Annotated in this window: 23 protein-coding genes; 17 read left to right on the forward strand and 6 right to left on the reverse strand. The window is 72.5% G+C overall.

Going from position 1 to position 21,652, the window contains the following annotated elements; all coding sequences use genetic code 11:
* Positions 1-156: 156 nt before the first annotated feature.
* From ACIRFL_RS05145 to ACIRFL_RS05170, 6 genes are all read left to right on the forward strand, one after another.
* Positions 157-795 carry a TetR/AcrR family transcriptional regulator gene (locus ACIRFL_RS05145; RefSeq protein ID WP_404024009.1) on the forward strand — a complete coding sequence of 213 codons (639 nt, stop codon included), beginning with the start codon at positions 157-159 and terminating at the stop codon, positions 793-795.
* Positions 796-1,023: 228 nt separating this feature from the next.
* Positions 1,024-1,743, forward strand: coding sequence for a GntR family transcriptional regulator (locus ACIRFL_RS05150; RefSeq protein ID WP_404024012.1), 720 nt, complete (start codon positions 1,024-1,026; stop codon positions 1,741-1,743).
* Positions 1,740-2,732, forward strand: a complete 993-nt coding sequence (locus ACIRFL_RS05155) for an ADP-ribosylglycohydrolase family protein (protein ID WP_404024014.1) — start codon at positions 1,740-1,742, stop codon at positions 2,730-2,732. Before ACIRFL_RS05150 ends, ACIRFL_RS05155 begins: the two co-directional genes overlap by 4 nt.
* A 144-nt stretch (positions 2,733-2,876) precedes the next feature.
* Positions 2,877-4,355: a purine-cytosine permease family protein gene (locus tag ACIRFL_RS05160; RefSeq protein WP_404024016.1), complete on the forward strand. Its 1,479-nt coding sequence runs from the start codon at positions 2,877-2,879 to the stop codon at positions 4,353-4,355.
* Positions 4,352-5,320: a PfkB family carbohydrate kinase gene (locus ACIRFL_RS05165; protein WP_404024018.1), complete on the forward strand. Its 969-nt coding sequence runs from the start codon at positions 4,352-4,354 to the stop codon at positions 5,318-5,320. Before ACIRFL_RS05160 ends, ACIRFL_RS05165 begins: the two co-directional genes overlap by 4 nt.
* A 359-nt stretch (positions 5,321-5,679) precedes the next feature.
* The gene (locus ACIRFL_RS05170) at positions 5,680-5,985 is read left to right on the forward strand and encodes a PadR family transcriptional regulator (protein WP_404024020.1); all 306 of its coding nucleotides are present in this window, start codon (positions 5,680-5,682) and stop codon (positions 5,983-5,985) included.
* Positions 5,986-6,000: 15 nt separating this feature from the next.
* Here ACIRFL_RS05170 and ACIRFL_RS05175 read toward each other — a convergent pair whose 3' ends face one another.
* Positions 6,001-7,278, reverse strand: a complete 1,278-nt coding sequence (locus ACIRFL_RS05175) for an APC family permease (protein WP_404024023.1) — start codon at positions 7,276-7,278, stop codon at positions 6,001-6,003.
* A gap of 221 nt (positions 7,279-7,499) precedes the next feature.
* Between ACIRFL_RS05175 and ACIRFL_RS05180 the strand changes: the two genes are divergently transcribed.
* The 7 genes from ACIRFL_RS05180 (at position 7,500) to ACIRFL_RS05210 (ending at position 14,106) form a co-directional block, all read left to right on the forward strand.
* Positions 7,500-8,570 carry a glycoside hydrolase family 43 protein gene (locus tag ACIRFL_RS05180; protein ID WP_404024026.1) on the forward strand — a complete coding sequence of 357 codons (1,071 nt, stop codon included), beginning with the start codon at positions 7,500-7,502 and terminating at the stop codon, positions 8,568-8,570.
* A gap of 164 nt (positions 8,571-8,734) precedes the next feature.
* The gene (locus ACIRFL_RS05185; RefSeq protein WP_404024027.1) at positions 8,735-9,103 is read left to right on the forward strand and encodes an aldo/keto reductase; all 369 of its coding nucleotides are present in this window, start codon (positions 8,735-8,737) and stop codon (positions 9,101-9,103) included.
* An 85-nt stretch (positions 9,104-9,188) separates the two neighbouring features.
* Positions 9,189-9,788 carry a DinB family protein gene (locus ACIRFL_RS05190; RefSeq protein ID WP_404024029.1) on the forward strand — a complete coding sequence of 200 codons (600 nt, stop codon included), beginning with the start codon at positions 9,189-9,191 and terminating at the stop codon, positions 9,786-9,788.
* 241 nt (positions 9,789-10,029) lie between these two features.
* Entirely contained in the window at positions 10,030-11,265 is a 1,236-nt protein-coding gene (locus ACIRFL_RS05195) for a hypothetical protein (RefSeq protein WP_404024031.1), read from the forward strand.
* Positions 11,266-11,357: 92 nt separating this feature from the next.
* Entirely contained in the window at positions 11,358-12,866 is a 1,509-nt protein-coding gene (locus ACIRFL_RS05200; RefSeq protein ID WP_404024033.1) for a sensor histidine kinase, read from the forward strand.
* A 4-nt stretch (positions 12,867-12,870) separates the two neighbouring features.
* The gene (locus tag ACIRFL_RS05205; RefSeq protein ID WP_404024035.1) at positions 12,871-13,533 is read left to right on the forward strand and encodes a response regulator; all 663 of its coding nucleotides are present in this window, start codon (positions 12,871-12,873) and stop codon (positions 13,531-13,533) included.
* 93 nt (positions 13,534-13,626) lie between these two features.
* Positions 13,627-14,106 (forward strand): GNAT family N-acetyltransferase, encoded by a 480-nt coding sequence (locus ACIRFL_RS05210; RefSeq protein ID WP_404024037.1) that lies wholly within the window; start codon positions 13,627-13,629, stop codon positions 14,104-14,106.
* A gap of 304 nt (positions 14,107-14,410) precedes the next feature.
* Here ACIRFL_RS05210 and ACIRFL_RS05215 read toward each other — a convergent pair whose 3' ends face one another.
* On the reverse strand, positions 14,411-14,938 hold the full coding sequence (locus tag ACIRFL_RS05215) for a GNAT family N-acetyltransferase (RefSeq protein ID WP_404024421.1): 528 nt from the start codon (positions 14,936-14,938) through the stop codon (positions 14,411-14,413).
* Positions 14,939-15,042: 104 nt separating this feature from the next.
* Here ACIRFL_RS05215 and ACIRFL_RS05220 point away from each other — a divergent pair, with 104 nt between their 5' ends.
* Complete coding sequence (locus tag ACIRFL_RS05220; RefSeq protein ID WP_404024424.1) at positions 15,043-15,594, forward strand: DinB family protein; 552 nt, start codon at positions 15,043-15,045, stop codon at positions 15,592-15,594.
* Between the two features lie 42 nt (positions 15,595-15,636).
* On the opposite strand, the gene ACIRFL_RS05225 is transcribed toward ACIRFL_RS05220, so the two are convergent.
* Both ACIRFL_RS05225 and ACIRFL_RS05230 read right to left on the reverse strand, forming a co-directional pair.
* Positions 15,637-15,774: a hypothetical protein gene (locus tag ACIRFL_RS05225; RefSeq protein WP_404024040.1), complete on the reverse strand. Its 138-nt coding sequence runs from the start codon at positions 15,772-15,774 to the stop codon at positions 15,637-15,639.
* A gap of 104 nt (positions 15,775-15,878) precedes the next feature.
* Positions 15,879-16,748, reverse strand: coding sequence for an SDR family NAD(P)-dependent oxidoreductase (locus ACIRFL_RS05230; RefSeq protein WP_404024042.1), 870 nt, complete (start codon positions 16,746-16,748; stop codon positions 15,879-15,881).
* A gap of 61 nt (positions 16,749-16,809) precedes the next feature.
* On the opposite strand from ACIRFL_RS05230, the gene ACIRFL_RS05235 reads away from it, so the two are divergent.
* Complete coding sequence (locus tag ACIRFL_RS05235; protein ID WP_404024044.1) at positions 16,810-17,265, forward strand: MarR family winged helix-turn-helix transcriptional regulator; 456 nt, start codon at positions 16,810-16,812, stop codon at positions 17,263-17,265.
* Between the two features lie 185 nt (positions 17,266-17,450).
* Here the strand turns inward: ACIRFL_RS05235 and ACIRFL_RS05240 are convergent, their stop codons facing one another.
* Both ACIRFL_RS05240 and ACIRFL_RS05245 read right to left on the reverse strand, forming a co-directional pair.
* Positions 17,451-18,284, reverse strand: a complete 834-nt coding sequence (locus tag ACIRFL_RS05240) for a pentapeptide repeat-containing protein (RefSeq protein ID WP_404024046.1) — start codon at positions 18,282-18,284, stop codon at positions 17,451-17,453.
* 8 nt (positions 18,285-18,292) lie between these two features.
* Positions 18,293-18,475 (reverse strand): hypothetical protein, encoded by a 183-nt coding sequence (locus ACIRFL_RS05245; RefSeq protein ID WP_404024048.1) that lies wholly within the window; start codon positions 18,473-18,475, stop codon positions 18,293-18,295.
* A 388-nt stretch (positions 18,476-18,863) separates the two neighbouring features.
* Between ACIRFL_RS05245 and ACIRFL_RS05250 the strand changes: the two genes are divergently transcribed.
* Both ACIRFL_RS05250 and ACIRFL_RS05255 read left to right on the forward strand, forming a co-directional pair.
* Complete coding sequence (locus ACIRFL_RS05250) at positions 18,864-19,970, forward strand: LacI family DNA-binding transcriptional regulator (protein WP_404024050.1); 1,107 nt, start codon at positions 18,864-18,866, stop codon at positions 19,968-19,970.
* Positions 19,971-20,052: 82 nt separating this feature from the next.
* The gene (locus ACIRFL_RS05255) at positions 20,053-21,651 is read left to right on the forward strand and encodes an FAD-dependent oxidoreductase (protein WP_404024051.1); all 1,599 of its coding nucleotides are present in this window, start codon (positions 20,053-20,055) and stop codon (positions 21,649-21,651) included.
* The last annotated feature ends 1 nt before the right edge of the window (position 21,652 follow it).

Below are 21,652 nucleotides of genomic sequence, written 5' to 3' on the forward strand. Positions count from 1 at the left end.
GACCCTGCCGGGTGGTGTCGGTGCCCTGGGCGCGGCCGGTGCGGAGGTTCACGCGCCGTCCGCGGCACGCCCGTGAGCGGCGGTTTTCGGCCGATCCCGCTTATTGGGCGCACGACCAATTGCTTTATTGGTCACGTACTCAATAGCATTCACCGCATGACGTCAAGAGGTCCGGGCAAGCGCGTTCGCAAGGCACCCGCCGAGCGCCGCAACGAGATCGTCGCCACGGCGGCACGGATCGGGCTCACCGAGGGCCTGGAGTGCGTCACCCTGCGTCGGGTGGCCGACGAACTGGGCGTGCAGCCCGGACTGGTCGGCCACTACTTCCCGGCGGCCGACCACCTGGTGGCCGAAGCCTTCACCAGCGCCACCATGGCCGAACTGGACGGTCTGCTCCCCGAAGCGGCCGCCGGGCCCGGACCCGACGGCCCGCTGCACACCTTCAGGGCCTTCTTCGGACTGACCGCCAGCGCCGAGTTCGACAATGTCAGCAGGCTCTGGCTGAACGCACGGCACCTGTCGCGCTACCGCCCCGTGCTGCGCGACCACGTCGTGGCGCAGGAACTGCTGTGGTGCGAGCGCATCGAGAGGATCGTCATCGCGGGCACACGGGCCGGCGCCTTCTCGTGTGCGGACCCCTGGGCGGCCGCCACCCGCATCCTCGTGGCGATCGACGGTGCCAGCGCGTACATCAACACCAGCGCCGAGCACCGCAGGGCACCGACGGCGGACATGGCGCGCACCGTCGCGGAGAGCGAACTCGGACTGCCGCCGGGCACACTCGCGCCCTCCTGAACAACGCGGCTCACCGCCGGCGGTCCGGCGATCGGTAGCCCGGCCTCCGGTGTGCACGGTCCTGGAGTTCGAGAGCGACGCCGATGACGAGGCCCCGCCCGCCCGCGCGGCGGAGCCGCATATCAATACAGCCCCGCGCCCCTTCGGGGCGCTTGTCGAACCGCAACCGAGCAACGTGTTTCTCGGGCGGCTATGGACGGAGCGGGCTTGTTCATTTACTGTCTAGACATGCCTGGACAGGTACACAAGCATCACCGCATCGCCCGCGTCCTCGCCGACGAGATCCGCGCCGGGGTCCACACCGACGGCAGCAGACTCCCGGGGGAGCACGCGCTCACCCAGCGCTTCGGCGTCAGCCGCACCACCCTGCGGCAGGCGCTACAGGTCCTCGGGGAGGAAGGGCTCATCTCCACCCACGCCGGGATCGGCTCCTTCGTCACCTACGAGGGAACGCCGCTCGACAACCGCCTCGGCTGGACCCGGGCCCTGGCCGAGCAGGGCACCGAACTGACCACCGAGACCCTGCGCTTCGAGGAGGTGACCGACACCGACCTGGCCGCCGAACTGGGCCTCGCGTCGAGCGCGTTCATCGCCCTCGACCGGGTCAGACGGCTCGCCGACGGACGGGGCGTCTCGCTCGAACGCAGCAGGGTCCCGGCCACCGGGGAACTGGCCGGGCTGCCCCAACGCGGCCTCGACGGCGGCTCGCTCAACCGGGCGCTGATCGCCGCCGGCCGCATCACCGACTCGGGCGAGGGCGTGGTGGCGGTGCGCGGGCTGGACGCCGCGGAGGCGGCCGCACTGCACCGCTCGCCCGGCGAGTCCTTCCTGCGGCTCGCCCAGGTGTACCGGGCCGCCGACGGCTCGGTCGTCGAGCAGGTCACCAGCCTGCTCGACCCCACCAGATTCGAACTGCACGTGAGCTCGGGCCGAGGAGGCCGACTGTGACCGACCGACTCGACCACGCCCTCGGCGCCTACTACGGACTCGCCCTCGGCGACGCCCTCGGCATGCCCACGCAGGTGATGTCCCGCGAGGAGATCGTCCGCGTCTACGGCACCCTCACCGGCTTCGAGCCCGCCCGCCCCGACAACCCGGTCAGCGCCGGCATGCCCGCCGGGTCCGTCACCGACGACACCGACCAGGCCGTCATCGTCGGCCGGCTGATCGACGAGGGCCACGGCAGGATCGACCCGCTGCGCCTCGCGCACGAATTGCTGGACTGGGAGAAGGAGATGAAGGCCAAGGGTTCCTTCGACCTCCTCGGCCCGTCCACCAAGGCCGCGCTGGACGCGGTGGCCCGTGGCGTCCCGACCCAGGAGGCGGGCAGACACGGCACGACGAACGGCGCCGCCATGCGGGTCACGCCCGTCGGGATCGCCTTCGCCGCCCGGCCACTGGACACCTTCCTGGACCATGTCGTGGAATCCTGCCAGGTCACGCACGACACGAGCATCGGGATCGCGGGCGCGGCCGCCGTCGCCGCCGCCGTCAGCACGGGCGTCGACGGCGGCACGCTGGACGACGCCGTGACCGCAGCGGTGACCGCGGCCCGGGCCGGCGCCCGGCGCGGGCACTGGATCGCCGGAGCCGACATCGCGTCCCGGATCGACTGGGCGTGGCACCTGGTGCGGGACCTTCCGGAGGCCGAGGCCCTGGACCGGATCGTCGCACTCGTCGGCACCAGCGTCGCAAGCCAGGAATCGGTGCCCGCCGCGTTCGCGGTGCTCGCCGTGGCCGACGGCGATCCCTGGCGCGCTGCCCTGCTCGCCGCCAACCTCGGCGGCGACAGTGACACCATCGGTGCGATCGCCGGTGCGGTCGCCGGATCGGTCGCCGGGCTCTCGGGGCTGCCCGCCTCGGCCGTCGAGACACTGCGTACCGTCAACTCCCTCGACCTGGAACCACTGACCGCCCGACTGCTCGCACTGCGCTGAGCCGCCCGCACACCCGGAGCCCGGCGGGGCCCACGCGCCCCCGCCGCTCCCCTCCTTCCACCCCCCCTTTCACCCCCCTTCACCCCCCTCTTTTCCGTTCGTTCCCACCACCCGCCCTTCCGCATCCAGCAAGGAGGTTCCGTCATGGCCGTTTCGAAGACGAACGATCGCGTCGGTGCCATCGAGACCCGAGGGATCGAACCGGTCCCCGACAACGAGCGGCACGGCCAGGCCGGCCAGATGTTCTGGACCTGGTTCGCCGCCAACATCAGCATCCTCGGGCTCCCGCTCGGTGCGACCCTCGTCGCCTTCCGGGGCCTGAACATCTGGCAGGCGGCACTCGTCGCCGTCATCGGTTCCTTCGGCTCGTTCGCGCTGGTGGGAGCCCTGAGCCTGGCGGGCAAGAAAGGCGGCGCGCCCGCGCTCACCCTCTCCCGCGCGGTCTTCGGACAGCGGGGCAACGCGGGTCCGACCCTGATCACCTGGCTCAGCCGGGTCGGCTGGGAGACGATCACCACCACCACCGCGGCCTATGCGCTGCTGGCCATGCTGGACACCGCGTTCGGGGTCGGCCAGAACACCGTGCTCACCCTCGTCTGTCTGCTGGTCTTCATCAGCTGCACGCTGCTGATCAGCGGACTCGGCCACGCCACCATCATGTGGATCAACAAGTGGGCCACGATCGTGTTCGGCGTTCTCAACCTGGTCGTGATGGGTTTCCTCGTCGCCACCGTCGACTGGAGCAAGGTCCTCGACGCCCCCGCCGGACCGTCCAGCGGAGTGATCGCGGGGATCGGGTTCATCGCCGCGGGCACCGGTATCGGCTGGGCCAACGCCGGCGCGGACTACGCCCGCTATCTGCCCCGCGAGATCCCGGGCCGCCGGCTGATCGGGGCCTCCGCGTTCGGCGCGGGCATTCCCCTCGTGCTGCTGATCTCGCTCGGCTCGCTGCTCTCGGCGGGCGACCCGGCGCTCGCCACCTCCTCCGACCCGGTCGCCACCATCAACGCCATGCTGCCCTCCTGGATGGCGATCCCCTATCTCGTCGCGGCCTTCGGCGGGCTGCTGATGTCGAACCACCTGTCCACGTACTCCGCCGGGCTGACGATGATCACCCTGGGGCTGCGGGTGCCGCGGGCCGCCGCCGTCGCCCTCGACGTGGTGCTGATGTTCGCCGGCGGCATCTACCTCATGCTGATCGCCGACGACTTCTACGGGCCCTTCTCGACGTTCCTGACCCTGCTGGCCGTACCCATCTCGGCGTGGATCGGGGTGGTCGCGGTGGACTCGATACGGGGCCGCACCTACGACTCCGAGGCGCTGATGGACACCACCCGCACCAGCCGGTACTGGTACTCGGGCGGGTTCCGGCTGCCCGCCGTCGTCGGCTGGGCCGCCGCCATCGTGGCCGGTCTGCTGTTCACCAAGGCCGCGACGAGCGCGAGCGACGTCTGGTTCGAGGGACCGCTCTCCGGCACCTGGTTCGGCGTGAACGGCCTCGGCTGGGCGATCTCCATGGTCGTCGGCGGTGTGGTGTACGCACTGTTCGGCCGCCCCACCGGCGCCGGCGCGGGCAGCGCGCACGGCTCCGCCTCCCCCGCCCTTCAGGAGGCCGGACGATGAACGGCCGTCTCGTCCTCGCCGGGAACGTCATCGCCGATCTGGTGATCGAGATCCCCGCACTGCCCGAACGCGGCGGCGACGTCATCGGCACCCGCACCGAGACGACCGCGGGCGGCGGTTTCAACACCCTGGTCGCGGCCCGGCGCCTCGGCACCGAAGCGGTCTTCGCCGGGCTGCACGGAACGGGGCCGTACGGCGATCTCGTCCGCACCGCGCTCGCCGCCGAAAACGTCGAAACGCTGCTGCCGGCCCGCACGCACGGTGACACCGGCTTCACCGTGGCCCTGATCGACGGCGGTGGCGAACGTACCTTCGTCACCAGCTTCGGGGTCGAGGCCACGCTGACGCAGGCGGACGTGGACACGGTCACCGCCCGGCTGCGCCCCGGTGATCTGGTGCAGCTGTCCGGCTACGGGCTGGTGCTGCCGGGCAACGGCCCGCTGCTGTCCGGCTTCACGGCCGGGCTCCCGGCAGACATCACCGTCTGCTTCGATCCGGCGCCGCTGGTCGCCGACATCCCCGAGGCCGTGCTCGCGCCGGTCCTCGCCCGTACCGACTGGCTCAGCGCGAATGCCCGCGAGGCCCGCCTGATGTCCGGGCACGAGGACCCGCGGGCCGCGGCGGCTGCCCTGCGGGAGCGGCTGGCCCCGGGCGCGGGCGTGCTCGTACGGGCCGACAAGGACGGCTGCTGGCTGGCCGCGCCCGGCCAGGCGCCGACCCATGTGCCGGGGTTCCCGGCCGAAGCGGTGGACAGCAACGGCGCGGGCGACGCCCATGTCGGTTCGTTCCTGGCCCTGCTCGGCCAGGGCCACGACCCGCTGACGGCCGCCCGCGGCGCCAACGCGGCGGCGGCCTACGCGGTGGGCCGCCGCGGCCCCGCCACCGCGCCGGACCGGGCGGCCCTCGCGGCGTTCCTGGGCCCGGACCCCCTCGCGGAGCGGCTGTTCGGAGCCGAAGGCCACTGAGCCACGGCGCCGGCCCGTGTCCTTACCTCCTGGCACGCCCGGCATCTTGGACGGCGGCGAAGGCGTGCGCGTCGTACGACCGCCCCGGCCCGTCGCCCACGTCCCGCAGCCGGGACTCCTCCGGCGACCCGGGCGACTCCTGTTGCCTCCGCTCGGACGCTCGGGGCCGTATGCCACTGCGCCATGGCTCCCGCTGTGTCGGGCCGTATGCCACTGCGCCATGGCACGGGCCGCCGCCCCATCGCTCGTCCCCGCGGGGTGTGCCCTGACGGGTCCGGGCGGCCCGCGCCGGCGGCGTAGGATCGGGAACCGATATCGGTTTCGTCACTGCCGGTCGGGCGGCGTGGAGGTGGGAACGGGTGCGGGAGTTCCAGCGGGGCGCGGTGCGGTTGCACATCCTGCACCACGCGGCCGAGGAGGAGATCCACGGCGCATGGATGACCGAGGAACTGGCCCGGCACGGTTACGAGATCAGCCCGGGCACGCTGTATCCCACGCTGCACCGGCTGGAGGCCGACGGGCTGCTCACCTCCGAGCAGCGCGTGGTCGACGGCCGTGCCAGGCGGGTCTACCGGGCGACGGACGACGGGAAGCGGGCACTGGACGCGGACCGGCGGGCGCTGCGCGAACTGGCCCGCGAAGTCCTCGGCGACGACGCCCCGTAGGGGAATAGGCCGGGCTCAGCCGGCCGATCGGCCGGTGAGCGTGCGGCGGATGCCGTAGGCCGCGGCTCCGACGGCCAGGACCGCGGCTCCCGGGACCACCGAGTCGAGGGGCAGGGCGAACGCGAGGACGAGGCACCCGGCCAGGCCGACGACGGGGATGATCCGCGCCGGGCGGCCCTCCTGCGGGGTGAGGGTCCAGGCGGAGGCGTTGGCGACGGCGTAGTACACCAGCACGCCGAACGAGGAGAACCCGATCGCCCCCCGCACGTCCGCCACCGCAGCGAGGACGGCCACCACGGCGCCCACCAGCAGCTCCGCCCGGTGCGGCACCTTGAACCGGGGGTGGACGGCGGACAGCACGTGCGGCAGATGCCGGTCCCGGGCCATGGCCAGCGTGGTGCGCGAGACACCGAGGACGAGCGCGAGCAGCGAGCCGAGCGCCGCCACCGCCGCGCCCACCCGGACCACCGGCGCCAGCCAGCCGACGCCCGCGGCCCGCACCGCCTCCGACAGCGGCGCGGCGGCCCCGGCCAGACGGCTCGGGCCGAGCACCGTCAGGACGGAGACGGCCACGAGGGCGTAGACGACCAGGGTGATGCCCAGCGCGAGCGGGATGGCGCGGGGGATGGTCCGTGCCGGGTCCCGTACCTCCTCGCCCAGCGTGGCGATACGCGCATAGCCGGCGAAGGCGAAGAACAGCAGGCCACCGGCCTGGAGCACCCCGCCGAAGGACGCGTCGGCGCCCAGGTGCACACGGGTGGTGTCCGCGACGCCGGAGGTGAGGGAGGCGACCACGACCGCGGCGAGCACCGCCAGCACGATCGCGACGATCACCCGGGTCAGCCACGCCGACTTCTGCACTCCCGCGTAGTTCACGGCGGTCAGCGCCACCACCGCCGCCACCGCGACGGCGTGCGCCTGCCCGGGCCACACATACGCGCCGACGGTCAGCGCCATCGCCGCACACGAGGCGGTCTTGCCGACGACGAAGGCCCACCCGGCCAGATAACCCCAGAACGCGCCCAGTCGCTCCCGCCCGTACACATAGGTGCCGCCCGAGGCCGGATACCGTGCGGCCAGCCGCGCCGAGGAGGTCGCGTTGCAGTACGCCACCACGGCCGCCGCGGCCAGCCCCAGCAGCAGGCCCGAACCCGCCGCGTGCGCGGCCGGGGCGAGCGCGGCGAAGACGCCGGCGCCGATCATCGACCCCAGACCGATCAGCACCGCGTCCGGCACTCCGAGCCGCCGCTCCAGCTCGTCCGGCACCGCGGCCGCCGTCGAAGCCCTGCCCATGGCCCACTCCCTCACCGCGGTGCATTTTCGGATCCCGATATCGGATGACGATATAGGAGCGGCGCCGAATGGTTCCAGGGCCCCATCAGTCTCCCCGGCCGATGCCCTCGGCCGGCAGACGCCCACATACTTGACATGAGCAGAACTGGTCAGGATCCTGCCGGAGTGGCTTTCATCGATGTAAAGGCCCGTTCCGCGGTGCCCGACCAGGGAGCGTGACCATGAGGATTCTCCGAGGTCTGTACGGCGCCGTCGGCTTCGCCCTGGCCGCGGTCCTGGCGGCCGCGCTCACGCTGACCTCCGGCGGCCCGGCCCACGCGGGACAGACGCCGCTGCGGGCCGCGGACCCGAGCGTGATCCGGGTCGGGGGCACCTACATCTCCGTGCAGTCGACCGGCGGGGGCATCTCGGTCCGGCAGGCGGCCTCCACGGACGCACTCGCGTCCGCGCCCGCCCGGCAGGTCTGGTCGGACACCCGCGGCCGTGGTGAGGTGTGGGCTCCGGAGCTGGTGCGCGACGGCGGCCGCTACTACATCTACTTCACGGCCGGCGCCGGAGCGAACCACCGCATGTTCGTGATCAGCTCCGCCTCGGCGGACAGCGGGTACACCGCCGAGACTCAGCTCGCCCTGCCGGACGACAAGTGGGCGATCGACGGGACCCTGTTCACCTTCTCCGGGCAGCGCTGGTTCGTCTGGTCGGGATGGGCCGGTGACACGAACGTCGAGCAGAACCTGTACATCGCGCGGATGAGCAGCCCGACCACGCCGACCGGGGCGCGGTACATCATCTCGCAGCCGCGGGAGAGCTGGGAACGGGTGGTCGGCAACCCCTTCATCAACGAGGCACCGGAGGCCATCAAGGACCCGAACGGCCAACTGCACATCGTGTACTCGGCCAACGGCAGCTGGAGCAACCAGTACTGCCTGGCCGACCTGAGGCTGCGGCCCGGCGGCGACCCGACGTACGTGTGGGACTGGTACAAGTCGAACGGCTGCCTGTTCGGCTCCAACGCCGCGACGATGATGCGGGGTTGGGACCCCACCCTGTACGTCGACGGTCCGGGGCACCACAGTTTCGTGCTGCTCGACGGCGACATCGCCACCAGCCCGCCCGCAGGGCCCAGGTTCCCCCTGATGTTCCACGCGGTGCCGAAGGGGACGCCGTACTCCTGGTCGAACCGCTACTGGTACACGGGCACCTTCTGCTGGTGGGGCGGGGTCACCTACAGCCGCGCCAACGTCCCCGGCCCGAACACCGACACCGGCTGGGGCCTGAAGTTCTTCGAGTGAGTCCGGCCGGCCACGCGGAGGAGCGGCATGCGCGCGGACGACCCGGTACCGCTCGGGCGGACCGGACTGACGGTCAGCAGGCTCGGCCTCGGGCTTGCCTCCATCGGGGGACTCTTCCGGCCCGTGCCGCAGCAGCAGTTCTCGACCAGTCGGCGCTCACGGAGTTGCTGCCGCTGCGCCAGGAGCGCGGCGTCGCGGTCCTGGCCGCCGGAGTCCTGCAGTCGGGACTGCTCGCCGACCCCCGTCCGGGCGGGCCGCACGGATATGAGCGGGTCCCGCCCGCGCCGGCCGCCCGGGTGCGGACGGTCCATGAGGTGTGCGCACGCCATGGCGTCCCGCCGGCCGCCGCCGCGCTGCAGTTCCCCTTCGGCCACCCCGCCGTGACCGCCGTCGTCGTAGGAGCCCGCTCGCCCCGGGAGATCGAGGAGTCAGCCACCCTGCTCGCCCGCCCCCTCCCCGACCGGCTGTGGTCGGACCTGCGAGACGCCGCCGTACTCCCACCCACCTGGCACCCGCCCGCCCCTTCCCCATGAGGGGGCGTCGGTCGGTGCCGGAGCCACGGCCACCGGAACCTGCGTACCACCATCAATGTCAGTGCCGGGTGGAAGACTTTCCGGCATGACCGAACCGAACCCGAAAGCGGACCTCCTCCGGTATCTGCAAGAAGGGCGTGACGCCCTCCTGTGGAAGCTCGACGGACTCTCGGAGTACGACATCCGCCGCCCGCTGACTCCCACGGGCACCAACCTGCTGGGGCTGGTCAAACACGTCGCCGGCGTGGAGCTGGGGTACTTCGGCGACACGTTCGGGCGGCCGTTCTTCGACGGGGAACGGCCGCCTTGGTGGTACACGGAGGACGCGGCACCCAACGCGGACATGTGGGCCACGGCCGACGAGTCCCGTGAGGACATCGTCGGGCTGTATCAGCGGGCGTGGGAACACTCCGGCAGCACGATCGCGGCGCTGGCCCTCGACGCGATCGGCCATGTCCCGTGGTGGCCCGAGGAGAGACGGGAGGTGACGCTGCACCACATCCTGGTGCGTGTGATCTCCGACACCCAGCGGCATGCCGGGCATGCCGACATCGTGCGCGAGCAGATCGACGGGAGCGTCGGGCACTTGAAGGGCAAGGACAACCTGCCGGCGGAGGACCGGGCGTGGTGGGAGAACCATCGCCGTCGACTGGAGCGGGTGGCACGGGGCTTCGCAAGCGGCTGATCCTTCCCCGTGGCCGCTCCCTAGCGCGCACCGTCCAGTCGGCTCAGTGACCGGAGGCCGCCTCGGCGGTGGACTCGACGCGTGGATCACGATGTCGGACTCGTAGCGCCCTCCAACTGAACGGCGCGTGCGGGAGCGCGGCCGATCGGATCGGGAGACTGGCCGGTCGGCCGATGTGGTGGCGTGGCGGCTGCGCCTAGCGTTCTTCTGGTCAGGCCACCGCGCTTTGAGGGGAACGTAGATGGGTCAGCGAGCAACGACCGGTGCACATGCCGACGGCACGGCCATGGCCGGGGCGACCACGGAGTTCGAACAGGACGTCATGGACCTGCTCGTGGAGACACTGCGCCGTGCGGTCAGGCGAGAGGTGCCGGTGGTGGGGACGGACACCCTGCTGGGGGAGCTGGTGTCGGGGGACACGGACGCCGGTGCGGCGATCGCCCCGGGGATGCGGAAGGCCGGCTCGCTCAGCGGTCTGATCTCCGGCCGGGCGGGCCTCGGCTGGGTGAGCGACGACGAGGCGGGCGCCGCGCCGGTCCCGGCCGGCACCGACGAGGAAGCCGATCGTGAGGCCGACGAGCGGGAGGTCGAGTTCGCCTGGCGCGAGGCGTGGTGGCGCGTCGGCCTCGCGTCCGGCCGGTCCGCCCCGGACAGCGACCGGGCGCAGCCGGCGATGACCGGGGCGCTGCGCGGATGCCTGCTGCTCGCGCTCGGATCGGCCCGCGCCGAGGCCACGGTCTCGGTCCGCTGCCGCCATGTGGCCCGCGCCCTCCTGACGCTCCCGGACACCAGGGCACGCGAGGCCCTGACGCTCCAGCGGCTGGACACGGCCGCCGCGGCACACGCGCTCGACCGGCTGGACGAGGCGGAGACCGAAGGGGTGGAATCGCGCGGCGTCACGCTGCTGCGGCGGGCCGGAACGCTGGGCAGGAGCGGTAACCGCCTCAGCCGCGCGATTGCTTCCTGGACCTCCCAGAGCACGGTCAACGGCTCACCCGTTCTGTTCGCGGTGTCCGTCGAGGCGATACGGCAGGCGGTACGGTGCGGGCGTGCCGCGGCGGAGCCGGTGGACCTGCTGCTGGGGATGCTGGCCCTGGACCGGGCCCTGTCCGTCGCCGGGCACTCGCTCCCCGCGAGCCTGGCGGACGTCAACTCGGCCGCGGACCTGATGCGCCGGCACGGCGCACGGCAGGCTTCCCTCGTCCCTGCGGCCGCGGCGCCCCGGCCCGAGTCCGTTTCCGACGGCGACGGTGTGCAGTTGTCGGCCGCCGCCGACCGGATGATGGCGGTGGCGCGGCTGTCGGCCGCCGAGCACGGTTCGCCCACGGTCGGCACGGTCCATCTGCTGGCCGCCCTGCTCGACGCGGCGGAGACGGACGCGGACGCGGCGGCGGGCAGCGTCGTACGGCTGCTGACCGCCGAGCGGGTCGACGTGGACGCGTTGCGGTCAGAGCTGAGCCTCCGGCTCGGCGCATGACCCCCAGGGCCCGCCGTGCGGCCACCGCCACCGCGGCTACCGTTACCCCCGGACTGGTCCGAGGCGGCGGAGCGGGAACGATGAGGAGTCAGGTGCGCGCAGGAACAAAACCGTTGCGGCTGTCCGAACGGCTCGGGCGCACGGTGGCCGGCTGGCCGCGGCGGATATGCCGTGAGGCGGCCGGGAGCCGGGCCGCGCTGCGTGCCGCCCCGCCGCGTACGGTCGTCGTCGAGAGCCTGCTCCTCGCCCTGGCGGCGGCCTTCGGTCTGGTGCCGCTGCTGCTGGCGCCCCCGGACCGGCTGGTGTGGGCGGTGCTGGAAGGGGTGTGGGCGGCGCTGCTCGTGCCGGTTCGGCGCGCCCGCCCGGTCGCCGCGGTGCTGGGGTCCGCCCCGCTGGTCGTGGGCGACAACGTATGGACGATGGCGGTGGCGCCGCTGGTCGTGCTGGCCGCCACCCGTCGTCTCGCACCGCCGCGGCGCGCCTGGCAGATGGTCGCGGTGGCCTGCGCCGTCGTCGGTGTCCTGACCGTCGCGCGTGGCCTGGCACGGCCCGAAGCGCTGCCCCTGGCCCTGGCGGGCAACGCGGTCTCCGCGGTGCTGCTCCTGCTGCTGCCCGCCCTGGCCGGGACCCTGCTGGGACGGCGCCGGCTGCTGGTCAACCTGCTCCGGGAACGCAACGCCTATCTGGAACAGGCCCGCACGCTGACCGCCGTGGCCGCCAGGACGGAGGAACGGAACCGGATCGCGGGCGAGATGCACGACCTCCTGGGCCACCGGCTGAGCCTGATATCGGTGCACGCCGGGGCGCTCGAACTCGCCGTCGCACGGAAGGCACCCGCCCTGGCCGAACAGGCCGAGCTGCTGCGTACGACCGCCGGTACGGCGATGGAGGAACTGCGGGACATCCTCGACGTCCTGCGGCACGAGGACATGCCGGACCCGGCGGACGGCACCGGGGACCAGAGGGGAACACGTGACGACATCACCGCCTTGGTGAAGGAATCACAGCGGACGGGCGGCACCGTCGAGCTGGACTGGTCCGTTCCCGACCCGGCCGAGGTGGGGCCGCGTACCCGTCAGGCGATCCACCGGGTGGTCCGCGAAGGGCTGACGAACGTGCTGAAACACGCGTCCGGCGCGCCCACCCGGGTGGCGGTGAAGGGCGGGGACACCTGGATCGAGGTGTCCGTCACCAACGGGGCACCGCACGCGGCGGGCCCCTCCCGCGGAGGGAACCGCAGCGGTCTGGCCGGCTGCCAGGAGCGGGTCTCGCTGCTCGGCGGCACGTTCGAGGCGGGCGCCCTGACGAACGGGGGCTTCCGGATGGCGGCCTGGCTGCCCGCCCACGGGAACGGTTCCCCGGACACCGCCGCGCGCCCCCGGGCCCTGCCCGCACCCCTTGCGGACGCCGCGCGCTCCCGCGCCGACGGCAGCGCACCCGAGCCGTCCGACGGCAAGGAACGGAGCGGGGCGCGCGCCCCGCTGCCGGACGAGATCCTGACCTGGCCGCGCGTCCTCGGGTCGGGCTGTGTGGCGCTGCTCGTGGTCCTGCCGACGGTCGCCTTCCTCGTCATCCTGCTCGCGGAAGCGGCCCTAAGATGAGCTGATGATCCGAGTCCTGATCGCCGACGACGAGGCGCTGATGCGCGCGGGAATCCGGCTGATCCTGGAGAACGCCGAGAACCCCGAGGACATAGACGTGGTCGCCGAGGCCGGTGACGGCCGGGAGGCCGCCGCGGCATGCCGCGCCCAGGACATCGACGTCGCCCTGCTCGACATCCAGATGCCGAACGCGGACGGGATCGCCGCCGCCGAGGAGATCGCCCGGCTCTCGCCCCACACCCGTGTGGTGATGCTGACGGCGTTCGGCGAGGAGGCGAGCGTGACGCGCGCCCTGCGGGCCGGGGCCGGCGGTTTCCTCCTGAAGGACACCGGCCCCGCCGAGCTGATACGCGCCGTGCAACTCGCCGCGAAGGGCGAACCCGTACTGTCGCCCCGGATCACCCGGCGGATGATGGAACGGCATGTGCGCACCGGCCGGGAGACCGAGGCCGCGCTGCGCAAGACCGAGGAGCTGACCCCGGCCGAACGGGACGTCCTGCGGCTGCTCGGCACCGGGCTGTCCAACGCGGAGATCGCCGATCAGCTGTATCTGAGCGCCGGCACGGTCAAGGCGCACATCAGCCGGATCCTCACCCGCACCGGCTGCGCCAACCGCGTACAGGCGGCCGTCCTCGCGCATGACGCGGGCCTGCTCGACGGCCGCTGACGCCGCTGATCCGGCACCGGCGAGGTCCCCGGGCCCCGGGCTTTCCGGCTCAACCGGCGTACCGACGCCGGGCGTTCGGGGAACATCGAGGGCATGGACACCGTTGCACTGCGCCCGGCGCTGCCGGCCGACGACGAGTTCTGCTTCCACCTCCACAAGGCGGCCATGGGCAGTGTCGTCACGGCGATATGGGGCTGGAACGAGCAGGACCAACGCGCCCACCACGCCCGCGTCTTCGATCCGAGCCGATGGCAGATCGTCACCGTCGACGGAGCGGACGCGGGCATTCTGGTCGTCGAGCACCGCGACGTCGAGGTCTATCTCGGGCGGATCGAACTCCATCCCCGCTACCAGGGACTCGGCATCGGCGCCCGGCTCGTCAGGACCGTCATCGAGACGGCGGCGCGGCTTGAGCAGGACCTGGTGCTCGACGTGCTCGCCGCCAACGTGCGCGCCCACGCCTTCTACCTGCGAGAAGGGTTCCAGGATGTCACCCGGCACGGCGACGAGAACCACAAGATCCGTATGCGCTACGCCCTACAGTCGGCCCACCGCGCCGGGACGGATGGGTAGGCACGGCGCGCGGTACGTCGCGGGGCCCAGGGACGAAGGAAACACCCGATGGTCGCCGGGGCCTGAGCGGCAGGGACGGCCGACGGAGCGGCGGCCGGACGGATGCAGGGGGGCGTCATCTCACCGACGCGCACCCCCGGTCCACCGTGTGCGAGGTCAGGCCGTCGAGCCGCCTGGCGGTCGCCACGACGACGGTCGCCGCAGGCCGTCCGGCACGGCTGCGCGCCTGCTGCTAACCCGCCGCTGGCCGGGGGAGTGCTTGCGGCCCGCGAGCTGACGGGCCACGACCGCGGTGGGCGGCGGGTCAGCCGCGGGGCGCTTCGGCGCTCCCCGTCGCGTAGATCCGGACCGGACGTCCGCACGTAGGGTCCACCGACTCGCGCTCCGGACGCATCCCCAGCTTCGTCATGACGCGCTCGGATGCGCCGTTCCCCACTTGGGTGATGCCCACGATCCGCTCCAGCCCCCGATCACGGAACCCGAACCGCAGTACGGCGGCGGCAGCCTCGGTCGCAAACCCCTGGCCCCAGCAACGGCGCCCCAGCCGCCACCCCACTTCGACCGCCGGCATCACCTCGGGCAGGAACTCGGGAACCGACAGACCGGTGAAGCCGGCCAGTTCACCGGTGGATCGCACCTCGACGGCGAACAGGCCGAAGCCGTCGGCCTCCCACTGCCGCTCCATGGCCTCGATGCCGGCCAGGGTCTGGGCCGTATCACGGGTCGACCCGTCACCGATCCAGCGCATCACGTCCGGATCCGCATTGACGGCGGCCAGCGGCTCAAGATCGTCATCGCGCCAGCGGCGCAGGACCAAACGGGCCGTCTCCATCCTGATCACCCGCGGATCCTATCCGCAGCCCGGCGGGCCGGCGCGCGCCTCGATACTCGGTTGCCCGCCGGTCCGCCGCCCGGCATAGTCGGCGCGTGAGCGATATGCCCGAGCGGTGGAGCCAGGCCCGTGTGTACCCCGACATGTGGGCGGATCCGGACGAGGACCCCCGTAACCGGGACGGGGCCACCGCGGTCGGCGAACTGGCGACGCTGCAGGAGTTCCTGAGGGACTATCGGCTGACCCTGCGGATGAAGTGCGAGGGCCTGGACCCGGAGCAACTGGCGCGCCGGTCGGTGCCGCCGTCGACCATGTCCCTGCTGGGGCTGGTCCGTCATCTCGCCGAGGTGGAGCGTGACTGGCGCAACTGGGTCGTGCCACAGGACCCGGCGCCGAAGCTGTACGGAGCGCGTGACGCCGACTTCGACGGTGCCGTCGCGGAACAGGCCGTGGTCGAGGGCGCGTTCGCCGATCTCGCGCGTGAACAGGCGGCGACCGATGCGGCGCTGGCCGGGTTCCCGGATCTGGGCGCGCGGGTGGGCAAGGACGAAATCGCCGTCCGCGAGCTGTGGGTTCACCGGGTCGAGGAGTACGCCCGCCACTGCGGACACGCCGATCTGCTGCGCGAATGCGTCGACGGCCGGGTGGGGCAGTAGCACGGGGCGCGGCTCATCAGCCGGCGAACGCGACGACCGAGGTCAGGAACCGGTCCGCAGGGTCAGCGCGGACAGTTCGCTGTCGCTGACACCGCGTACGCTCTGCCCGCCCAGGAGGGCCCGGACGGTCTGTACGTCGGCACCCCGGCCGGTCAGGCCGGCGCGGGCGCGGGCGTCCACCGCGGGATCCCCTGTCCATGTCCTCCTGCCACAACCGACGTGACGATCTGTCATATCTCCTCGGATCTACGGCGGTTGGATAGCCGCCGGACGTCGACTCCGCGTCACGGAGCCGTGAGGCCGGCGAGCAAGGCCATTGTTTCCGACCACAGTTCGCCCTGAACACTCTCATCACGGCCGGGCTCGGGACATGCCAGGGGTCTGGCGTCGCGTACGGAGAAGTAGCCGCCGCTTGTGTGCGCGAACGCCGGATCGGTCGCCAGCCGGACGATGATGCCGGCGCCCTTGCGCGGGTCACCCACCCCGAGGGTGTTCAGCGTGCGCCGCAGCAGGGCGGACCCAGGCAGGTCCCGCCCCAGGCCGGTGGCGTTGAAGCCGGGGTCGCAGCAGTTCACGGTGACCTTCGCGGGATCCAGGCGCCGGGCGAGTTCCTGGGTCCACATGATGGTCATGAGCTTGGTCCGGCCGTACAGCGCCATCGACTCGCGCCGGGTGTAGGGGGCGGTGCTGCGCAGGTCCTGCCGCGGCGAGACGCTCCTGGCCTGCCGGGCCGCCTCCGAGGCGACATTGACGATACGTGCCGGGCCGGACGCCGACAGGGTGTGCGTCAGAGCCCGCGTCAGCGCGAACGGGCCCAGGTAGTTGACCGCGGTCATCTCCGCCGTTCCCTCCGCCGTGACGCGCTGGGAGAACGCATGCAGGCCGGCATTGTTGACCAGCACGTCGAGTCGTGGATAGCGCGCGGCGATCTCCTCGCCCGCCCGACGAGCCTGGGACGTGATCCCGAGGTCCGCGTGGAAGACGTCGGCCTGCGCTTCGCCGACCGTGCTCCTCAGTTCACCGAGCAGCGCCTCGGCCTTGGGCCGGGACCGTGCCACGACGCCGATGCGGTAGCCGCGGCGGGCCAGTTCGAGAGCGGTGATCCGGCCGAGTCCCGAGGTGGCACCGGTGATCACTGCGACAGGGCGGTTCATCGAGTCGACTCCCTATTCGTGAGGTACCTCATGAATACCTTGTGGGAGGATACCCGACACGATGAGCGAACACGAAGCGGAGCGCACCGGCCCCGACCCGGCCCACGTGGGGCTGCATTTCCTCTCCGTCGCCTACCAGGTGCGCCAGGAGGTCGACCGCCACATGGCGGCGGCGGGAGTGTCGTTGTCCCGCACCAAGATGCTCCGGCTGCTGGCCGAGCGCGGCACCCTGCACCAGGCCGAGCTGGCCGACGCCCTCGGCCAGGCGCCGCGTTCCGTCACCCAGGCACTGGAGGCACTGGAACGGCTCGGCCTCGTCACCCGGGCCGGCGACGACAGGGACCGCCGCCGCAAGGCCGTGACGCTGACCGGCCAGGGACGGGCCGCCCTCGCGGCGGGAGAGCAGGCGGGGACGCGGCACCTGCGGCAGCTCTTCGGTTCCCTCGACGCCCGGCAACTGGCCGGTCTGGAGGCGGCGCTCACCGCCGTCGACGCGGCGGCCACCGGCAGGGACTGAGGCCGGCCCCAGCGGGAGCATATGCGTCGCGGCCCGGCCGTCCGCCCCACGCGACGCCGAAGGCCACCGGCATCGACCGCGCGCGCCGGCCCGCGAAGCGGACCTCGGCCGCCCGTGACCGCGCCCGCCGGCCCGGTGACGGGCTGGAACGGCAAACCCTGCACCGCGCCGGCCGGGACGAACACTCACGGGGAGGCGTTCGTCGCCTGTGAGCGCGGTGGCCTCGTGGTGCTGCTCGGCAGGTCATCGGGCAGGTCCCCTTCGGGGCGACGCGCACCCGCGAGGTTCGTGTCGTTCCATGTGACCTCGGCCAGATATGCGCCCTCCAGGTTGGCGCCCGCCATGTCCACCCCGCTCAGGTCCGCGCCGGTCAGGTCCGCGCCCCGGAGGTCGGCCTGTTCGACGTGGGCATGCGTCAGATCCGCGCCGGCCAGGACGGCGCTCTTCAAGTCGGCTTTCGACGCGTCGGCTTGGGAGAGATCGGCCCCCGTCAGTTGTGTTCCGTGCAGCACGGCCCGCTCCAGACGCGCACCGGACAGAACGGCCTTCTCGGCGTTCGCGCCGGAGACTACCGCTTCGGTGAGGTCCGCGTTGGCCAGATTCATCCCTTCCAGCTTGGCCTCTTTGAGATGGGCGCCCCTGAGGTCGATGACGGCGTTTCCGTCGTGGGAGGGGTTGCGGTTCCCGAGCGCGTAGAGGGCCGCCTGGATGTCCGGGGACTTCTCCGTGGTCTTCAGGTTCTTGGTGGCGCGGTCGCGAATGTACTTGGACAGCATGTCGATGACCGCGGGCTGCATTCGAGGAGAGTCCGTCATGATGCTCTGCATGGAGTAGATGGCCCCCCTGCGCACATCCATGGAGTCGTCGACCAGCTTCTCCACGGCGGTGTCGTACCGATCAGCGATCTGCCCCTGCTCGGATATGGTCAATTCATCCGATACCTGGGCGACGGAAATCCAGGTGAAGATCAGCGCGGCGACCGCCGCCAGCGCGGGCAGTGTCGTTGCGAAGAGGTTCACCCAGTGGTTCAGGCCCGCCGCCTGCTCGGCGGGAGCGCCAACTGCCCGGCGGGCGTGGGGTCGTTCGGGTGCCCGCCGTCGGTGTCCGGGGCGATGGGCCCCCAGTGGCGGCCGGGATCGCCGGGGACCGCGTCCGGACCGGTCTCGGCGGGTGACGATCCGGCGCAGCTGTCTACTGCGTGCTCCCGCACGGGGTGTGCCTGTGCTCATGGCTGCTATTTGAGCCGGTGCCGACCGCAGAGCGAAAGTCGGCCTGCCGGAGCACCGCCGCAAGCCCGGCCGCTGCCGCGCAGCCGACCGCTTTAGCGCGTATGTCCCCGGTGGCGTGGTCGGCACGGCCGCCCGTGGCCGGGCGCCGAAGGGTGCGGCCCGTGGTCCGGGTGGCCCGTCCGCTCTCCGTCCGGTCCGGAGCGTGCCGTGCTCGTCCTTCGTCGGCGGCACCTGTCTCACGCAGAAACCTCAAGCGCGGCCCGGCCCGTGAAGCCGGCCCCGTCACGGGGGTTGACTTGAAACCGCCGCTCCCGCACAGTGCTCGTTAATGCGCATTACCTAATACGCATTAACAGCGAGGAGAGCGGCGTGGCCAAGGAAGTCGCGGGACGTGCCCGGCCGGGGCGTACCCCTGTGCCGCCGGGACGGCGCTCGCGCCCCCGGCAGGCCGAGGTGGCCCAACTGGCCGGTGTGTCGCAGGCGACGGTGTCCCTGGTGCTGTCGGGACGGGACGAGGCGACGGCGCGGCCGATCTCCGAGGAGACCCGCCGGAAGGTCCTCCAGGCCGCGCAGAGCCTCGGCTACGTGCCCGATCCGGCCGCCCGCCGGCTCGCCGCCGCCCGCAACAACCTGCTCGGCGTGTTCAGCTTCACCGCGACCTTCCCGACCGATGTCCGCCACTCGTACTACCCGTTCCTGGTGGGCGTGGAGCAGGAGGCCGCCGCACAGGGCTACGACCTGGTCCTGTTCACCGGCTCCAGCGCGGGCGGCGCCGACGCGGCCGGCGCGGGCGCGCTCAACCGGGTACGGCTGGCGGACGGCTGTCTCTTCCTGGGCCGGCACGCTCCCGCGCGGGAACTGGCGCGGCTCGTGCGGGACGGCTTCCCGGTCGTGCATCTCGGCCGCCGCGAGGACACCGACCAGGTGGCCTGGGTGGGTGCCGACTATGTGAGCGCAAGCCGGGACGTCGTCACCGCGCTCGCCGACGCCGGCCACCGGCGCGTCGTGCTGGTGCGCGAGGACGACGACGCGCCGGCCTCCGCCGACCGCGAGCGCGGCTTCCTGGACGGCCTGCGGGCCGCGGGCCTGCCCGCGGGGCCGAGGGTCGTCTTCCGCTCGGCCGATCCGGCATCCGAGGTCACCGCCGCGCGGATCCGCGCCTGGCACAGGCAGGGGGTGACCGCGTTCGTCGCCGAGGAGACCGACACCGGTGACGCCTGGCGCGCCCTGCGGGCCGCCGTCGCCGAGGCGGGCCTCGGCTGCCCCGGCGATGTGTCGCTGGCTGTCCTGGGCAGCCCGCCGCCGGACCTGGCGAGCGAGCCCGTACCGATGGGGTTCGACATCCCACGGGCGCGGCTGGGCGCCGAAGCCGTCCGGCTGCTGTCCGCCCTCATCGCGGGCGAGCCGACCGAAAGCACGCTCGTCGCCTGCACGTTCAGGGTCGGCGTCAGCGCCGGTCCGCCGGGCGCCGGCTGAGCCACGGCCGGCCACCGAGCGAACCCCGCACCCGACCGGCCGCACCCGGGCCGGTCGGCCCCGAAGACCAGCAAGGAGAAGCGTGATACCGGAAGCCGACATCCTCATCGTGGGCGGTGGGCTCGGCGGCGTCGCCGCCGCGCTCGCGGCCTGCCGGGCCGGATGCAGCGTCGTGATGACCGAGGAGACGGACTGGATCGGGGGCCAGCTCACCAGCCAGGCCGTGCCGCCGGACGAGCATCCGTGGGTGGAGCAGTTCGGCGTCACCGCCACCTACCGGCAACTGCGCGAGGCGATCCGCGGCTACTACCGCCAGTGGTACCCGCTGCGCGCCGAGGCGCGGGCGGTGGCCGAACTGAACCCCGGTGCCGGACGGGTGAGCAAGCTGTGCCACGAACCCCGGGTGGCGCTGGCCGTGTTGGAGGGCATGCTCGCCCCGCACCGGGCGGCCGGACGGCTGACCGTCCTGACCGAGCACCGGCCGGTCGCCGCCGAGTCCGACAACGATGTCGTACGGTCGGTCACCGTGCGGGACCTGCGCGACGGCACCCGCCGCACGCTGACCGCCCGTTACGTCCTGGACGCCACCGAGACCGGCGAACTGCTGCATCTCGCCGGCGTCGAACACGCCACCGGTGCCGAGTCACGAGCCGAGTTCGACGAGCCGCACGCTCCGGAGGACGCGCAGCCCCTCAACCAGCAAGGCATCACCGTCTGCTTCGCGCTCTCCCACCACGAGGGCGAGGACCACACGATCGACCGGCCCGCCGACTACGACTTCTGGCGGGCGTACCGGCCCGCGTTCTGGCCCGGCCCGCTGCTCGGGTTCCAGGCACCCGATCCGCGCACCCTGGAACCCGTCGGACGCACCTTCCGGCCCAATCCCGACATCGACCCGCTGGCCGTCACCGCCGACCAGAGCGCCGACGCGGGCGACAAGGAACTGTGGGGATTCCGCCGCATCCTGGCCCGGGGACTGCACGCACCGGGCGCGTTCGCGTCGGACATCACCCTGGTGAACTGGCCGCTCAACGACTACTGGCTGAAGCCCTACATCGGCCAGGAGACCGAAGCCCTCGAAGGGGCACGGCAGTTGTCGCTGTCGCTGCTGTACTGGCTGCAGACCGAGGCACCCCGCCCCGACGGCGGCACCGGCTTTCCCGGTCTGCGGCCGCGCCCCGACGTCACCGGCACCACCGACGGCCTCGCCAAGGCCGCGTACGTGCGTGAGTCGCGGCGCATCAAGGCCGTCACCACCATCACCGAACACGACGTCGCCATCGACCTGGTCGGCCCGCGCGGGGGCACCCGCTACCGCGACTCCGTGGGCGTCGGCGGCTACCGCATCGACCTGCACCCCTCCACCGGCGGCGACTCCTACATCGACATCGGCTCCGTCCCCTTCGAGATCCCGCTCGGCGCGCTCCTGCCGCGCCGCATGCGCAACCTGCTGCCGGCCGGGAAGAACATCGGCACCACCCACATCACCAACGGCTGCTACCGGCTGCACCCGGTGGAGTGGAACGTCGGCGAGGTCGCCGGCGCCCTGGCCGGCTACTGCCTCGCCGAGAACGTCGAGCCGCAGCAAGTGCACTCCGAGGAGAAGCGGTTGGAGGACTTCGGCCGGCTGCTCGACCGCGCGGGCGTGCAACGTCACTGGCCCGACGTCAGGGGCTACTGAA

The sequence above is a fragment of the Streptomyces sp. NPDC102462 genome (assembly GCF_044765425.1).
GTDB lineage: Bacteria > Actinomycetota > Actinomycetes > Streptomycetales > Streptomycetaceae > Streptomyces.

What these genes read in the sequence shown, in the direction of transcription:
- ACIRFL_RS05145 (WP_404024009.1), top strand. Translation starts at nt 157, where the DNA reads ATGACGTCAAGAGGTCCGGGCAAGCGCGTTCGCAAGGCACCCGCCGAG.
- ACIRFL_RS05150 (WP_404024012.1), top strand. Translation starts at nt 1,024, where the DNA reads ATGCCTGGACAGGTACACAAGCATCACCGCATCGCCCGCGTCCTCGCC.
- ACIRFL_RS05160 (WP_404024016.1), top strand. Translation starts at nt 2,877, where the DNA reads ATGGCCGTTTCGAAGACGAACGATCGCGTCGGTGCCATCGAGACCCGA.
- ACIRFL_RS05165 (WP_404024018.1), top strand. Translation starts at nt 4,352, where the DNA reads ATGAACGGCCGTCTCGTCCTCGCCGGGAACGTCATCGCCGATCTGGTG.
- ACIRFL_RS05175 (WP_404024023.1), bottom strand. Translation starts at nt 7,278, where the DNA reads ATGGGCAGGGCTTCGACGGCGGCCGCGGTGCCGGACGAGCTGGAGCGG.
- ACIRFL_RS05180 (WP_404024026.1), top strand. Translation starts at nt 7,500, where the DNA reads ATGAGGATTCTCCGAGGTCTGTACGGCGCCGTCGGCTTCGCCCTGGCC.
- ACIRFL_RS05190 (WP_404024029.1), top strand. Translation starts at nt 9,189, where the DNA reads ATGACCGAACCGAACCCGAAAGCGGACCTCCTCCGGTATCTGCAAGAA.
- ACIRFL_RS05195 (WP_404024031.1), top strand. Translation starts at nt 10,030, where the DNA reads ATGGGTCAGCGAGCAACGACCGGTGCACATGCCGACGGCACGGCCATG.
- ACIRFL_RS05205 (WP_404024035.1), top strand. Translation starts at nt 12,871, where the DNA reads ATGATCCGAGTCCTGATCGCCGACGACGAGGCGCTGATGCGCGCGGGA.
- ACIRFL_RS05210 (WP_404024037.1), top strand. Translation starts at nt 13,627, where the DNA reads ATGGACACCGTTGCACTGCGCCCGGCGCTGCCGGCCGACGACGAGTTC.
- ACIRFL_RS05215 (WP_404024421.1), bottom strand. Translation starts at nt 14,938, where the DNA reads ATGGAGACGGCCCGTTTGGTCCTGCGCCGCTGGCGCGATGACGATCTT.
- ACIRFL_RS05220 (WP_404024424.1), top strand. Translation starts at nt 15,043, where the DNA reads ATGCCCGAGCGGTGGAGCCAGGCCCGTGTGTACCCCGACATGTGGGCG.
- ACIRFL_RS05230 (WP_404024042.1), bottom strand. Translation starts at nt 16,748, where the DNA reads ATGAACCGCCCTGTCGCAGTGATCACCGGTGCCACCTCGGGACTCGGC.
- ACIRFL_RS05235 (WP_404024044.1), top strand. Translation starts at nt 16,810, where the DNA reads ATGAGCGAACACGAAGCGGAGCGCACCGGCCCCGACCCGGCCCACGTG.